The sequence below is a fragment of the Synechococcus sp. J7-Johnson genome (assembly GCF_024345795.1).
Lineage (GTDB): Bacteria > Cyanobacteriota > Cyanobacteriia > PCC-6307 > Cyanobiaceae > Regnicoccus_A.
Window position 1 is genome coordinate 1 of the sequence record NZ_JAGQBU010000026.1, and the last position, 12151, is coordinate 12151.

11 protein-coding genes and 1 pseudogene are annotated in these 12151 nt (G+C 65.0%); 7 read left to right on the top strand and 5 right to left on the bottom strand.

Annotation, left to right across the window (positions count from 1 at the left end; all coding sequences use genetic code 11):
• Positions 1-291 precede the first annotated feature (291 nt).
• The 3 genes and pseudogenes from KBY93_RS12070 (at position 292) to def (ending at position 2217) form a co-directional block, all read left to right on the top strand.
• Entirely contained in the window at positions 292-987 is a 696-nt protein-coding gene (locus tag KBY93_RS12070; RefSeq protein ID WP_255094676.1) for a response regulator transcription factor, read from the top strand.
• Positions 988-1219: 232 nt separating this feature from the next.
• A pseudogene (locus KBY93_RS12075) lies at positions 1220-1551 on the top strand (AbrB-like transcriptional regulator).
• A 24-nt stretch (positions 1552-1575) separates the two neighbouring features.
• A complete protein-coding gene (def, locus tag KBY93_RS12080) occupies positions 1576-2217 on the top strand; it encodes a peptide deformylase (protein WP_255094677.1) in 642 nt (213 codons plus the stop codon).
• 22 nt (positions 2218-2239) lie between these two features.
• Here the strand turns inward: def and KBY93_RS12085 are convergent, their stop codons facing one another.
• Positions 2240-2500 (bottom strand): hypothetical protein, encoded by a 261-nt coding sequence (locus KBY93_RS12085; protein WP_255094678.1) that lies wholly within the window; start codon positions 2498-2500, stop codon positions 2240-2242.
• A gap of 66 nt (positions 2501-2566) precedes the next feature.
• Here KBY93_RS12085 and KBY93_RS12090 point away from each other — a divergent pair, with 66 nt between their 5' ends.
• Positions 2567-2812 carry a hypothetical protein gene (locus KBY93_RS12090; RefSeq protein WP_094556543.1) on the top strand — a complete coding sequence of 82 codons (246 nt, stop codon included), beginning with the start codon at positions 2567-2569 and terminating at the stop codon, positions 2810-2812.
• Between the two features lie 15 nt (positions 2813-2827).
• On the opposite strand, the gene KBY93_RS12095 is transcribed toward KBY93_RS12090, so the two are convergent.
• Together KBY93_RS12095 and KBY93_RS12100 are read right to left on the bottom strand one after the other, a co-directional pair.
• Positions 2828-4435 (bottom strand): serine hydrolase, encoded by a 1608-nt coding sequence (locus KBY93_RS12095; protein ID WP_255094680.1) that lies wholly within the window; start codon positions 4433-4435, stop codon positions 2828-2830.
• A 179-nt stretch (positions 4436-4614) separates the two neighbouring features.
• Positions 4615-5955 (bottom strand): DUF6880 family protein, encoded by a 1341-nt coding sequence (locus KBY93_RS12100; protein WP_255094681.1) that lies wholly within the window; start codon positions 5953-5955, stop codon positions 4615-4617.
• Between the two features lie 134 nt (positions 5956-6089).
• On the opposite strand from KBY93_RS12100, the gene KBY93_RS12105 reads away from it, so the two are divergent.
• The 3 genes from KBY93_RS12105 (at position 6090) to KBY93_RS12115 (ending at position 10902) form a co-directional block, all read left to right on the top strand.
• Positions 6090-6812 (top strand): esterase, encoded by a 723-nt coding sequence (locus KBY93_RS12105; protein ID WP_255094707.1) that lies wholly within the window; start codon positions 6090-6092, stop codon positions 6810-6812.
• A 155-nt stretch (positions 6813-6967) separates the two neighbouring features.
• A complete protein-coding gene (locus KBY93_RS12110; protein ID WP_255094682.1) occupies positions 6968-9349 on the top strand; it encodes a S8 family peptidase in 2382 nt (793 codons plus the stop codon).
• A 440-nt stretch (positions 9350-9789) separates the two neighbouring features.
• Entirely contained in the window at positions 9790-10902 is a 1113-nt protein-coding gene (locus KBY93_RS12115; RefSeq protein ID WP_255094683.1) for a hypothetical protein, read from the top strand.
• Positions 10903-10906: 4 nt separating this feature from the next.
• On the opposite strand, the gene KBY93_RS12120 is transcribed toward KBY93_RS12115, so the two are convergent.
• Both KBY93_RS12120 and KBY93_RS12125 read right to left on the bottom strand, forming a co-directional pair.
• Positions 10907-11215: a chaperone modulator CbpM gene (locus tag KBY93_RS12120; RefSeq protein WP_094556547.1), complete on the bottom strand. Its 309-nt coding sequence runs from the start codon at positions 11213-11215 to the stop codon at positions 10907-10909.
• The gene (locus tag KBY93_RS12125; protein WP_255094684.1) at positions 11208-12122 is read right to left on the bottom strand and encodes a DnaJ C-terminal domain-containing protein; all 915 of its coding nucleotides are present in this window, start codon (positions 12120-12122) and stop codon (positions 11208-11210) included. The genes KBY93_RS12120 and KBY93_RS12125 overlap by 8 nt, the downstream gene beginning before the upstream one ends.
• Between the last annotated feature and the right edge of the window lie 29 nt (positions 12123-12151).

The following is a 12151-nucleotide window of genomic DNA, read 5'->3' on the forward strand; positions in this document are numbered from 1 at the left end:
GCAGCGGCTGACTGAGGCCCATCGATGGGGCCCGGACAGCAGAAGAACGGAGTCTCAGCTGTTCAGCTCAGGGGTCGATCCGCTGTGGCCAGGGGTTCGCTGCTCAATTGGCAACAAACTCCTAGTGTAGTGTCCTGCATGTGCCTCATATAAGCCCAGAGTCTTGTGGGGAGATGCAATCTCTTTACATTCCCAGTAAAGCAGCGATGTGGTTCGAATCATCAAGAGTCTCGGCTCTAATAATTATCTTGGGGACTTGCAGGACACCACACTAGGGGTAACCGTAGGAGAATGGATCTGACCCTATTTCTGGCCAATGCTAATAACGGGATCCAGGAGGAGGGGCTTGATTCCATCAAAATTCCGGGTCGTGTCGCGGTAGCAGCAAAAGGACTCTTTCTGCTGAGGGCCTTGTGCAGAAGCTTCGGGGAGTTTTCCCGCATCACCTGTGCCGCGACCGATCAGGAGACATGTCTGGACTACCTGGCTGAAGAAGCCGACGATCCCTATGAGCTACTTGTCTGCACCGATTACCTGGAAGCCGGCAACGGCTTTGATCTCGTATGTCAGGCACGCAAGCTCCATCCCAAACTGCATGCTGTGATCCTCGCCTTGGGGGATGCGATTCCTGCCGAGTGCATAGACGCCCCGTGGTTGGAGGCCGTTGTGGCTGAAGCCGATTTTGTAGACGATCAGCAACCGCTGCAGGCTGCTGTGATGGCTGTTCTTGGCGGTCATTCTTACCGCAGCCCTTCCTTGCGAACGGGCGTCCTGCCTTACCTGAGCTGTCCTCGGCTCACCCCTCGCGAATATGAGGTTCTCGACCTGCTCGCCGCTGGACTGAGCGATCGCGAAATCGCCAAACGCCTGGTGGTGAGTGATGAAACCGCCCATACCTACACCAAGCGACTACTCCAGACCCTTGACGTCCACAACCGGCTACAGGCAGTGCTGAAGGGAATGCGTTGTGGCATGGTTCGGATCTGACAGGCCCCTGTCACGCCGAACGCGGGAAGCTGATCAGCCGCTGGCGGTGCGATGGCCATGAGGTTGTCTTCCTGGATCTGGAGCGCTTCCTCGACCCCGCCCAAGTCGAAGCAGTGATGGGAAGACCTGCGAAAGTCTGCGCCGCTGAGATGACGGAAAGCAGCACACAGTTACACCATTGGCGTTTGCAAACTCTCCCATTCCGCTACATTGGATATATTACTTTCCCACCTTGACTCCGTTCACCGGATCCGACCTGCTTGCCAAAGTCAAGGAGCTGGGAGATGCCTCCAAAGCCGATCTGGAGCGAGCCACCGGTTACGTTAGCAGCGTGAAGAACGGCAGCATGAGACTGAACTTCACGGTCTTCTATGAGGCGCTACTGGAAGCCAAGGTGGCCATAGCCTGAGCTACATCGCCAAGGTGCAGTTATTCGGCAAGCTGGTGGTAGGCATGGCACATACCAGCCCGCTGGGCCTCAAGCCGTGTGATGAGTTTGAGATCAAGATTGGCAAGAAGCAGATCCGGTCGATCCCGGTTGGCGCCAGCGACGAAGAGGATTGATCATTCCAGACTGGAGAACCACCCATGGCAGTACGTACCGTCCTGCGGCTCGGTGATCCACGCCTCCGGCAGATGTCCCGACCCGTTACCAGGTTCGGGACAGCCGACCTGCGCGCCCTGATCACGGATCTCCGGGACACGATGGCAGCCCGCGATGGGGCGGGCCTCGCCGCTCCGCAGATCGCCGTTCCGCTGCGGGTAGTGATCTTTGGCATCACCCACAACCCGCGCTATCCGGAGGCGCCCCCGATCCCTGAAACGGTGCTGATCAACCCGGAGATCACCCCGATCGGCGAGGCACGAGATTCAGGCTGGGAAGGCTGCCTCAGTGTGCCGGGGCTCCGAGGCCAGGTTGCCCGCTGGCGGGCAATTCACTACAGAGGCTTTGATGGTGAGGGACAGCCGATCAAGCGATCCGTGGATGGATTTCACGCCCGCGTCGTGCAGCACGAATGCGACCATCTCGATGGCGTGATCTTTCCTGATCGGCTGGACACCACACGGAACTTTGGCTTCACAGAAGAGCTCGAGGCCAGTGGTCTGCTACCAGGCAACCAATCATTCGTGCCCGGCAAGCCGCTGGGCAGCCTCGATGCGATGCGTCGGCAGCTGCAGGAGCACTCATCCCTGGAGGATCTCGGCCCCCTGTTCAGCCCAAAGGCCTAAGCACACCGGCCATGGCTGCCTGCTAAAGACCCGCCTTCCCTCGACCACGCCACATTCCCGCCGCGTAGCCGATCGCCGGCAGCAACAGGTCAGGCCGCAGGGGTAACTGCAGCACCAGGGCGATCCCAATAAGCCAGGGCAGGAGCAGCAGACTCCCATAGGCCAGCTGGGTGCCCCTGGAACGGCGCGCCAGGGCGCCCGAGCGCTGCACCAAGCGCGGAACGCCTTTCCCCAGGCCGTACCCCAGCAGCACGGTGAGAACGGTGAGCAGAATCACGCCCATGTGTGGAAAGCAGCCGATCGGAGTCTGCTGCCTGAACAGTCAGAATCGATCCAAAGGACCTCCCCCATGCTGCTGCCCAGCCCCTTCTGCCCCCTCACTGCCGCCAAGATCGCCGGGCTGCAGGCCACGGTGCTGCTTCTGCTCACCTGCCTGATCAAGGCCAGAATCCAGATCAAGGCCGCCTCGGCGCTGGGGCTGTTCCTGCTGGCACTGCAGACCTTTGTGTTCCTTGCCGCCAGTGGGGCCCTCGGCCTGGCAGCCCTCGCGGCCGGGGCCGTTGCCCTCAACCGCCGCCCAGCCCAGACAGCGTGACGACCCAGCCTCCATTCATGGGGCGACCTGTGGGTTCTGGCGTTGGAACACGCCTTGGCCGTCGAGGTTCAGATTGTCGATCTGGACACGGCTGGCGGGGCCATTGCCGCCGACGCTGAAGGCGACGGCACTCGGTCCGGCGGCATTTTCGCCGCTGGGTTGATAGCGAAAGGTGTCACCGCTGACGTGGGTGAGGGGGTAAGCCCTGCGCTGAGGGCCAAGATCCAGTACTAGGCCACTGCCCTGGGGCTTCACGGCGATCACTCCCACGAAGCCATTGCTGTAGGTGCCGCTGTAGGCCGCCAACGGCCGCGCCGGGCCGGGGTTCGCTGGCTGGGGCACCCGCGGATACTCCTGGCTGGCGATCTGGGCGAAGATTCCACCCAGGGGTTTGAGGTAGTCGAGCTCGACCTTGCCGAAGCGGGCCAGATCGAGAAAACTCAGCGCCACCGTTTCAGGCACCCCGATCGGCTGGCCGTTGGTGAGGACAACGATGCCGAGCGATTCGCCCGGCAGCAGATACGCCGCCGTGGCGGCACCGAGCTCGAAGCCACCTGAGTGGCTGAGCTGCACGGCGCCCTGGTCGGTGCTGCTCACGTTCCAGCCCAGGCCGTAGAAGCCGGTGCGGTATACGGCTGGATCCCGCGATGGTGCGCTGGCGATCAGCGGGCGGTGGGTTTCGGCCAGAGCGGCTGGGGCCACGATCTGACGGCCGCCGGCCGCGGCTCCCAGGCGCCCTCCCGCCAGCTGCAGCCGCAGCCACTGGGAGAGGTCGCGCGCTGTGGAACTCACCCCACCGGCAGGCGACTGGGCATCAGGGTCCCGCTGGTAGCGGGCCACCCAGCGGCGGCTGGCCACTCCCTTTGGGGTCTCCTGGACATGCAGGACGGCGCGGTTGGGGACATCGATCAGATCGGCGTAGCTGGAGCTGGTACGGGCCATGCCCAGCGGGCGATAGAGCCGTTCTCTGGAGAGCTCCTCCCAGCCCTGGCCGCTGGCGTTCGCCGCCGCGATAGCGCCGGCAGTGAAGCCGAAGTTGGTGTAGTTGAAGACGGCCCTGAAGCGATTCCCCAATGGCAGCACCCCCAGTCGCTGGAAGATGGTGGCGCGATCAAAGCCGATGTCCTCCAGCAGGTCGCCGGCATGGTCGGGCAGGCCACTGCGGTGCGAAAGCAGATCCCGCAGGCTCACTTCCTCGGCGATGGCGGCCGGGCCGAGGCGAAAGCCGGGGAGATCGCCGATCACCGGATCGTCCCAGCGCACCCGCCCATCCCCCACCAGGGCTGCCACCACCGTGCTGGCGATCGGTTTCGAGAGCGAGGCCAGCTGAAAGACCGTGTCGGGATCCACTGCCCCGGGCTTGCCCACCTCCTGCAGCCCGTAGCCCTTGAGGAACACCACCCGGTCGTCGTGGACGACCGCAATGGCCATGCCCGGCACCCCCGTCTGCCGCAGGATCTGCGTTGCGAAGGCGTCCAGCCTGGGCAGCGCTGCCGACACCTTGGCCGTGGTCACCAGTTTCGGCGGCGGCGGCGGACCGCCGGCGGCGGTGGCGGTGGCCATCAACAAAGGTGCCGGACCGATCACGCCAACACCGAGCACCAGGCCCACCAATCGGGGCACCAATCGGTGCCACAGCAGCATCCGAGTGGCAGTCGGGAGTGGTTGACGCTGCATCACCGAGAACACGGCAAGGACCTCTGCAAGCAGGAAACTTGGTCGGTGACCCGAAAATCCGCAAGGCCCGGGGCCCAAGTGAGGGGAAACGGTGAGAGCAGATTCAGCTGGCCATAGTCCGGCTCCTACCTCTCCAGCAGTTGCCAGAAGCTCCACTTCGTCGCGAAGGCCTCCCGCAAACGACCCGTGAAACTCTCGTGGCTCTCAACCCCTTGCCACTCATCAATTCTGGCGGACAGCTGCTCGCAGGTGCGCAGATGTTCGGCGGCGTAGCGGTAGCGCTTGGCCCGACCGATCGACAGGGCGAACACCACCATCGCCCGCAGCAACACCGTGGCAGCCAGTGGTTGGTCGGCGCTGAGACGTTCGGCGGCGGGGCTGCAGATCTCGTAGGCCTCCCCGTCCCATTCCGCCCGATGCTCGATCACGTAGCGGGCAGCCCGGGGCAGGGCGGGCCAGGCCACCAGGAACTGCAGGGCCAGCAGCGGCAGCGCGTGCCCTTCCGCCAGCTGGAAAGCGCGCTCCTCGGCCTCCACGTCCTCGAAGGCCTCGAGCCGCTTGAGGTACTCGCGCAGGTGGGGGATCGACAGGGTTTTGCTGAAGCTGTGCCAGCGCAGCTGCTGGGCTTCTGCCCCCCGCCCGAGTGCTTCCATCGCAGCGATGCGTGCATCGTCCCAGTCGGGGGAATGCCATGTGTTCGCGCCCTTGGCGGCGCCATCCAGCACGGCCAGGGCCTGCTCCGGCCGGCCCGCCGCCAGCAGATGACGTGCAACGTCGGCGGCGGTGTTCGGCCAGCTGAGCTGGCCGGCGTTGAACTGAGCCAGGTAAGCCTCGACATCACCGCTGCACTCGGCGATCTGCAGCAGGGCGGCATTGCCATCACGGGCGCCGCGGTCGAGGCAGCTTCTGCCCAGCAGCCGCAGCCCCTGCTCGCCCAGGGTCTCGGCCAGCGCTGGAATCAGCTGATCGAACTGGCCGTAACCGTCGTCGGCCAGCAGGTCGGCCACCTGTTCCGCCAGCGTTTCAGACTCCACCTCGGCGGCGGTGGCGATCGGTCCCAGCTCGGCGACCGCCTGCCGGAACACTCCGATCACGGTGCCGGTGCTGTCGGAGCAGCGGTCGATCACCCCATCGGCCAGCTGCAGGAAGCGCACCAGCAGATCAAAGGCCAGCGGCGGATCCGCCTTGGCGATCGGCCCGCTGATCGCCTGGCGCTGGGCCTCCAGCTCCGCCACCAGGGCCTTGCGTTTGCGGGAATCCACGTAGGTGGTGGAGCGGGCAATGGCCGCGAGACGCTTGCGCACTTCCTGGGCGGCTTCGCTGGCCCCCTCAGCGACGGCCAGGGCCAGGCGCAGCCGCCGCTGGACCACGGCATTGCCACTGCTCAGCTCCATCAGCAGCTCGGAGAGGGCAGCCGCCCCGAGGGTTTCCAGGTTTCCGGCGTTGAGGGTGCGCTTGCCGGCCATGGCATCAGGGGAGCGCAGGGAGCAGGTCGAGCGCTGCCTCGACCCGACATGATCTGCCCATTGAAGCTGGCTCCAGGGTGAGCCGACCAGGCCATGGTGGGAGACCGTTTCCCAGGCGACACCAAGCGATGCCCATGCCCCGCCAACCGATCGTGATCCTCGGTGGCTTCCTGATCAGCCCGGAGGCCTATGCCCCGATGGTCGCCAGGCTCCAGCAGCTGAGCGGCCAACCGGTGCGGCTGGTGGCCGTGGGCAAAGCCGAATGGCTGCTCACTGTTTTTGCCTTCGCCTGGGCGCGGATCCTGGATCGGGTCGCGGCAACTGCGGCCGAGCTGGCCCGGCAGTCCCCCAGCGGCAGGGTGACGCTGATCGGCCACAGCTCAGGGGGAATCATGCTGCGGCTCTACCTGGATGATGCACCGTTCCAGGGCCGCAGCTACGACGGCAAGGCCCTGGCCGACACGCTGGTGATGCTGGGCAGCCCCCACACAGCGCTCAAGGCCACGGTGCTGCGCCAGATGGTGCAGCGTCGCCTGCCGGGATCGCCCTTCGCTGATCATGTGAGGTACCTCTCAGTGGCGGGGGATCTGGATCTGGAGAGCGCCAGCCCCATGGCCCGGCGCCTGGCGCCGACGGCTTACCGCAACAGCAGCGGCGATGCCCACGACCGTGGCGACGGTCTGGTGCCGGTGGCCTCGGCATTGCTGGAGGGCTCCACCCAGCTGGTGCTGCCCGGCGTGGCCCATGGCGGCGCCTTCGGGGCCTGCTGGTACGGCAGCCCGGAAGTGGTGGAGAACTGGTGGGCCCTGGCTCAGGAATCCGGATCGAGTCGTGCTCCCAGCAGCACAGATCAGTAGCCGCGCCTGGGGTCCAGGCTGCGGCCGCCCAGAACGTCAGGGGATTGCTCAAGAACGATGACACCGCCAGCGGGCCATGGTCCGCAACGGGCTGGTCTGGCTAGGGCTGTGAAGGCATGAACGCCCAGAAGGGTCCTTTCTCTGCCTGTGATGCCATGACCGCCCCGAAGAAGCCATCGGCCCGGACCCGCGCCAGCAAGGCCACTGGCGCAGCGGGGACCGCCGCCGCCCGCACGGTGATCTATTGCCATGGCATCTCCAACATGCCCCCCGAGGGGGTGCTGCGCTCGGAGTGGGACCGCGCCCTGTTCGGGACTGATCAGGGGGAGCGCACTCGCATGGCCTACTGGGTGGACCGGGAGCGCTATCCGGAGGCCGCGGGCTTCTCCGCCAGGGCCATCGGGGACGACCGGGCCACGTTGCAGGCGCAGTCGGCAGAGCTGTTGGCCGCCTCGATTCAAGAAAGTGACTGCACGGACGAGTCAGCGGCCTTTGTGGCGTCGGTGACGAAGCAACTGACAGAAGCCGCCCAGACAGTGGCCAGGGAGGGGGCGCCGATGGGAGGGGCCGCAGCGAAGTCAGTGGAGGCCAAGGGGCTGTGGAGCCCGGTGACAGCCCTGTTCACCCAGGCCTTCCTTGCCGATGTGAACGATTTCCTCTTCAACAAGGCCAAGCGCGAGCGCATGGTGCAGACGGTGAAGGACCGGGCAACCACAGGCGGCGGCCCCTTCGTGGTGATCGGCCACAGCCAGGGGAGCATGGTCACGTATCAGGCGCTGATGGAACTGGGCGCAGAGTTGACGGTGGATCTCTTTCTCACCATCGGCTCACCCCTGGGGCTGCCTCAGGTCACCGACGTGCTGCACAAGTGGCATGGCAGGAAGCTGCCGATCCCCGCTGGCGTCAAGCGCTGGGTGAACATCGCCCAGGACGGCGACATTGTCTGCCTGGACCAGATCCTGGCCAATGACTACAGCGCCCCCGGCAAGCCCGCCGTGGTCGATCAGCGGGTGGAAGGCATCGTCTGGCCACCCAGCAAGGCCCACTCTGCGAGCCGGTATCTCTCGCGCCGATTCACCCAGGACACGGTGATGGAGGCGTTGGACCGCTCCCGTTTCCAGCCGGTGAGCCCGATCACGGTGGCGCGCAATCTGGCCGATTCCCTCGATGCGGACGCAACGGCGCGGGTGCCGGTTCTGATCGAGCTGGTCGACCGCTCCAGCCTGGCCGACAGCTCGGCAGCGACTGAGGAGAACCCGACAGGGTCCATCGAGAGTGCCCGGACCGCGGTGCTGGCCTGGATCAGCGAGAACGTGCTGAAGGAACCGATCACGGCAGACACGATCCACCTAGAAGACCAGCTGGAGCGCTACGTGTCAGTGAATCTGACCCGCGCCGAGGTGGAAACCCTGGCCACCGCAATGGGCCAGCACTATGGCGCCACCTCTCCGGCGGTGTACCGGATGTTCAGCAACAGCAAGAAGACGGCCCTGATCCGCGAGTCGATCCATACGGTGCAGGCCCGCACCGCCCAGCTGGGGTACAACGCCTACGGCCAGGGAATCACCTGGGCCGTGCTCGACACAGGCATCGACCGCCACCATCCCCATTTCCACAATCCGGTCTTCGCCCCAGAGGGAACGATTGCCGCCGAGTGGGACTGCACGTCCCGGGGGCCGGCGCTGCCCGGCAGCGGCAACGACTCCAACGGCCATGGCACCCACGTGGCCGGGGTCATCGCCGGGGGACTGCAGGCGGTGGGAGGCACGATGGGGCCGGACATGCTGGCGATGGCGCCGAAGGCCCGCCTGGTGATCTACAAGGTGTTGGCCGACAACGGCAGAGGGTATGACGCCTGGATCATCAAGGCGATCGACCACATCTGGAAACAGAACCAGCTCGGCCGCCGCCTGGCGATTCAGGGGGTGAATCTGAGCCTGGGGGGCGCCTTTGATCCGGCCAGCTTCGGCTGCGGCGATTCACCGCTGTGTGCCTCCCTGCTGCGGCTGGTGCGCCAGGGGGTGCTGGTGGTGCTGGCGGCTGGCAATGAAGGCAGCGGCGACATCGTGGTGGACGGCTCCAGCTCCACCCGTTCCTTCGACCTCTCGATCGGCGACCCCGCCAACCTGGAGGAAGCGATCGCCGTGGGATCGGTGCATCCCACCCTGCCTCACCGCTACGGCACCTCCTACTTCTCCTCGCGGGGCCCCACGGCCGACGGACGTCTGAAGCCCGACGTGGTAGGCCCAGGAGAGCGGATTCTGTCGTGCCGAAGCAGCAGCGATCCCAACCGCAGTGTCGAGCGCGACCAGGGCAAAGGTCTCGATGAGCTCTACATCGCTCTGTCCGGCACGAGCATGGCGGCGCCCCACATCTCGGGGCTGTTAGCCGCCTTCCTCTCGGTACGCAGCGAGTTCATCGGCTATCCCGAGCGGGTGAAGCAGATCCTCCTGGACCACTGCACCGACCTCAAACGCGACCGCTATCACCAGGGGGCAGGCCTGCCAAACCTCTCAAAGATGTTGCTGGAGACGTAAAGGAGAGCTGGCGGCCGGCTTCACCCTCAAGTCCGAACAAATGATCTGGTGAGTTGACGGATCTGGGGCTGCTTGGTCTGGTGTTTCACGCCGAGAGTCTCAGATCATCGCCAGGCAGAAAGTCTGGTCTTCACATGCCTGGAACATTTCTAACTTCTATCAGCTCACTGCTCAGTGCTCATGGCTCATGGCTCATGGCTCACTGCCGGGCAACAGGAGCTCGTCAGCAGAAAGCTCGACTGTGAACGTCAAGGTTTATACACCTGACAGATAAGTAGTCATAAGTAGAAGGTGATCAAGGCGCTTCATCAGCACAAGATCACCAGCATCATGACCCGCAAAGCAATAGCTTCAGCATCTTACAGGCTGATCTTTGCTTGTTCTGGGGCCCGCTGTCCTAGGATTAATTTGATTAACCAAACTCCTGGCGCTTCCCCTTCATGCTGCACGTTGACATCCCCACCCGCGGAGAGATCGAAGCGCTGATGCTCAATCACGGCCCGGCACGGGTCAGCCTGGTCCTGCCGACCACGCCACTGACCCAGGAGGCCCAGGCCGACCGCATCGCCCTGAAAAACCTTGCTGGCGAGGCCATCGAGCAGCTCGCCGCCCACGACAAGCGCGAGGTTCTGGCGATTGAGGAGCTGCTGCACGACCTCATTGACGACGATGACTTCTGGGAGGTCCAGGCCAACAGCCTCGCCGTCTTCGTTTCGCCGGAAGGCCTGCGCAGCTTCCGTCTGCCAAACCACCTCAAGCCAGCCGTGGAGGTCAGCGACCGCTTCCACATACAGCCGCTGCTGCGAACGGTCACCGTGCCCCAGTCGGCCTATGTGCTCGCCCTGACTCAGAACTCGGTGAGGCTGGTAGGGGTCTCTTCCGACCTGCCGGCCGTCGAGCTCAGTTTGAACGGCATGCCGAAGGATGTGTCCAGCTCTGCAGGGAAGGCTTCAATCAAGGACCGCTCGCCGAGCGGGCGCCTCCAGGGCTCCGAGGGCATGAAAGTGCACCAGGCCCAGTACGCCCGCAAGATCGACAATGCCCTGCGGGCGCTGCTGACGGGCCGGGAAACCCCGCTGATCCTGGCTGCAACAGAACCGATGCTCTCGATCTACCGCGAGATTCAGTCGTATCCCCACCTCACGCGCGCAGCAATCCCCCACAACCCTGAGACGCAGAGCGATGACGATCTGGCGGCAAGCGCGCGCGCCATCCTTGATGAGCTTTTCAGGGATGAGCTGGCAGACATCCAGTCGCTCTACACGCTGCGGGCCAGTCAGGATCGGGCCACATCCGATGTCGCGAAGGCGGCGCGCGCGGCGACCTACGGCGCGGTTCAACTGCTGCTGATCGACATCGACGATGTGACCCCCGGCACGATCGACGACGAAGGGGCTGTGACCTTCGCCGGCAGTCCCAGCGCCAAGAGCTACGGCATCATCGATGAAGTCGCCAGCCGTGCCCTGGTCACCGGTGCCAAGGTGATGGGTGTGCGCAAGGGCGACATCCCTGGTGAGGCCAGCCTGGCAGCGATCCTGCGCTATCCGCTCTGAGGCATCAACGGGGCAGCAGACACTCCAGTTCCCGCAACCGATGCTCCAGTGCCTCGATCTTCTCGAGGTAAGTGAGAGCCAGGGCCATGCCAGGAGGGTTGAGCCCGAAGGAATCCCGAAGCTTCACCATCCGCCGCGCCTGGTGGACCGCCCGGGACTGGAAACACCAGCCCGTGGCGGTCTCCCTGATCTCGAACAGGCCGAACTCCACCAGCTCCACCAGCTCGTCGTGGGCCAGGCCCGAGGCCGCCAGCAGCTCCGCCGACTCCACCAGACTGTCGGAGTCCACAGGGATCAGGAGATCGTCAGCCATCGGTCGACTCTCCAGTGTATTGAGGACGGGGTTGGAAGGATGACGCCTTCGCCAGCTCACGATAGAGCTCCTGTTCACGTTCACTGATCTCCGTGGGCATCACGATCTGCAGCACCCCATAGAGATCGCCGGCTCCCTCGCCCCGCTTCGGCAGCCCCTTACCGGCCAGCCGCAGTTTCTGGCCAGCCTGCGCGCCTGGTTTCACCGTCACCCGCACGCGGCCATCGAGGCTGGGCAGCTCGATCTGAGCGCCGAGGGCCGCCTCCCAGGGGGTCACAGGCAACTCCAGGTAGAGGTCATGGCCCACCGGCCGGAACAGCTTGTGCGGCAGCACCTGGATCTGCACATACACATCGCCATCGGGGCCTCCACCGCTGCCGGGGCCGCCGCGCCCCGGAATGCGCAGCCGCTCCCCGTCGGTCACGCCCATGGGAACACGGATGCGCACGCTGCCGCCGGGCCGCTCCAGGGTCACCTGGGTGCCGCGTGAGACCTCCTCGAGCGTCAGCCGGGCCACGGCCTCCACGTCCTGACCTCGGATCGGGAAGTCCATGCCCCGGGCCTGGCGCCGCTGCTGGGAGGCGCGGAATCCCATCTGCTCGAAAAGCTCGGAGAGATCCACCTCCTGGTGGGCCTGGCCCTGCCAGAAGCGGGTGTCCCAGTCCGGAGGCGGCTGGAAGTCCTCGCCGGGGTCATGGCGGCCGAGTTCGTCATAGGCCTGGCGCTTCTCCGGATCGAAGAGGGTCTGGTAGGCCTCGCTGATCTGCTTGAAGCGCTCCTCGGCGCCCGCTTCCTTCGAGATGTCGGGGTGGTACTGACGGGCCAGGCGCCGGTAGGCCTTCTTGATCTCCTCCTCACTCGCTCCCCGCTCGATGCCGAGGGTCTCGTAGTAGTCCTTGAACTTCATCGGCCTGTCGCACCGGGTGGCCGCTGGGG

What these genes read in the sequence shown, in the direction of transcription:
- KBY93_RS12070 (WP_255094676.1), top strand. Translation starts at nt 292, where the DNA reads ATGGATCTGACCCTATTTCTGGCCAATGCTAATAACGGGATCCAGGAG.
- def (WP_255094677.1), top strand. Translation starts at nt 1,576, where the DNA reads ATGGCAGTACGTACCGTCCTGCGGCTCGGTGATCCACGCCTCCGGCAG.
- KBY93_RS12085 (WP_255094678.1), bottom strand. Translation starts at nt 2,500, where the DNA reads ATGGGCGTGATTCTGCTCACCGTTCTCACCGTGCTGCTGGGGTACGGC.
- KBY93_RS12090 (WP_094556543.1), top strand. Translation starts at nt 2,567, where the DNA reads ATGCTGCTGCCCAGCCCCTTCTGCCCCCTCACTGCCGCCAAGATCGCC.
- KBY93_RS12100 (WP_255094681.1), bottom strand. Translation starts at nt 5,955, where the DNA reads ATGGCCGGCAAGCGCACCCTCAACGCCGGAAACCTGGAAACCCTCGGG.
- KBY93_RS12105 (WP_255094707.1), top strand. Translation starts at nt 6,090, where the DNA reads ATGCCCCGCCAACCGATCGTGATCCTCGGTGGCTTCCTGATCAGCCCG.
- KBY93_RS12110 (WP_255094682.1), top strand. Translation starts at nt 6,968, where the DNA reads ATGACCGCCCCGAAGAAGCCATCGGCCCGGACCCGCGCCAGCAAGGCC.
- KBY93_RS12115 (WP_255094683.1), top strand. Translation starts at nt 9,790, where the DNA reads ATGCTGCACGTTGACATCCCCACCCGCGGAGAGATCGAAGCGCTGATG.
- KBY93_RS12120 (WP_094556547.1), bottom strand. Translation starts at nt 11,215, where the DNA reads ATGGCTGACGATCTCCTGATCCCTGTGGACTCCGACAGTCTGGTGGAG.
- KBY93_RS12125 (WP_255094684.1), bottom strand. Translation starts at nt 12,122, where the DNA reads ATGAAGTTCAAGGACTACTACGAGACCCTCGGCATCGAGCGGGGAGCG.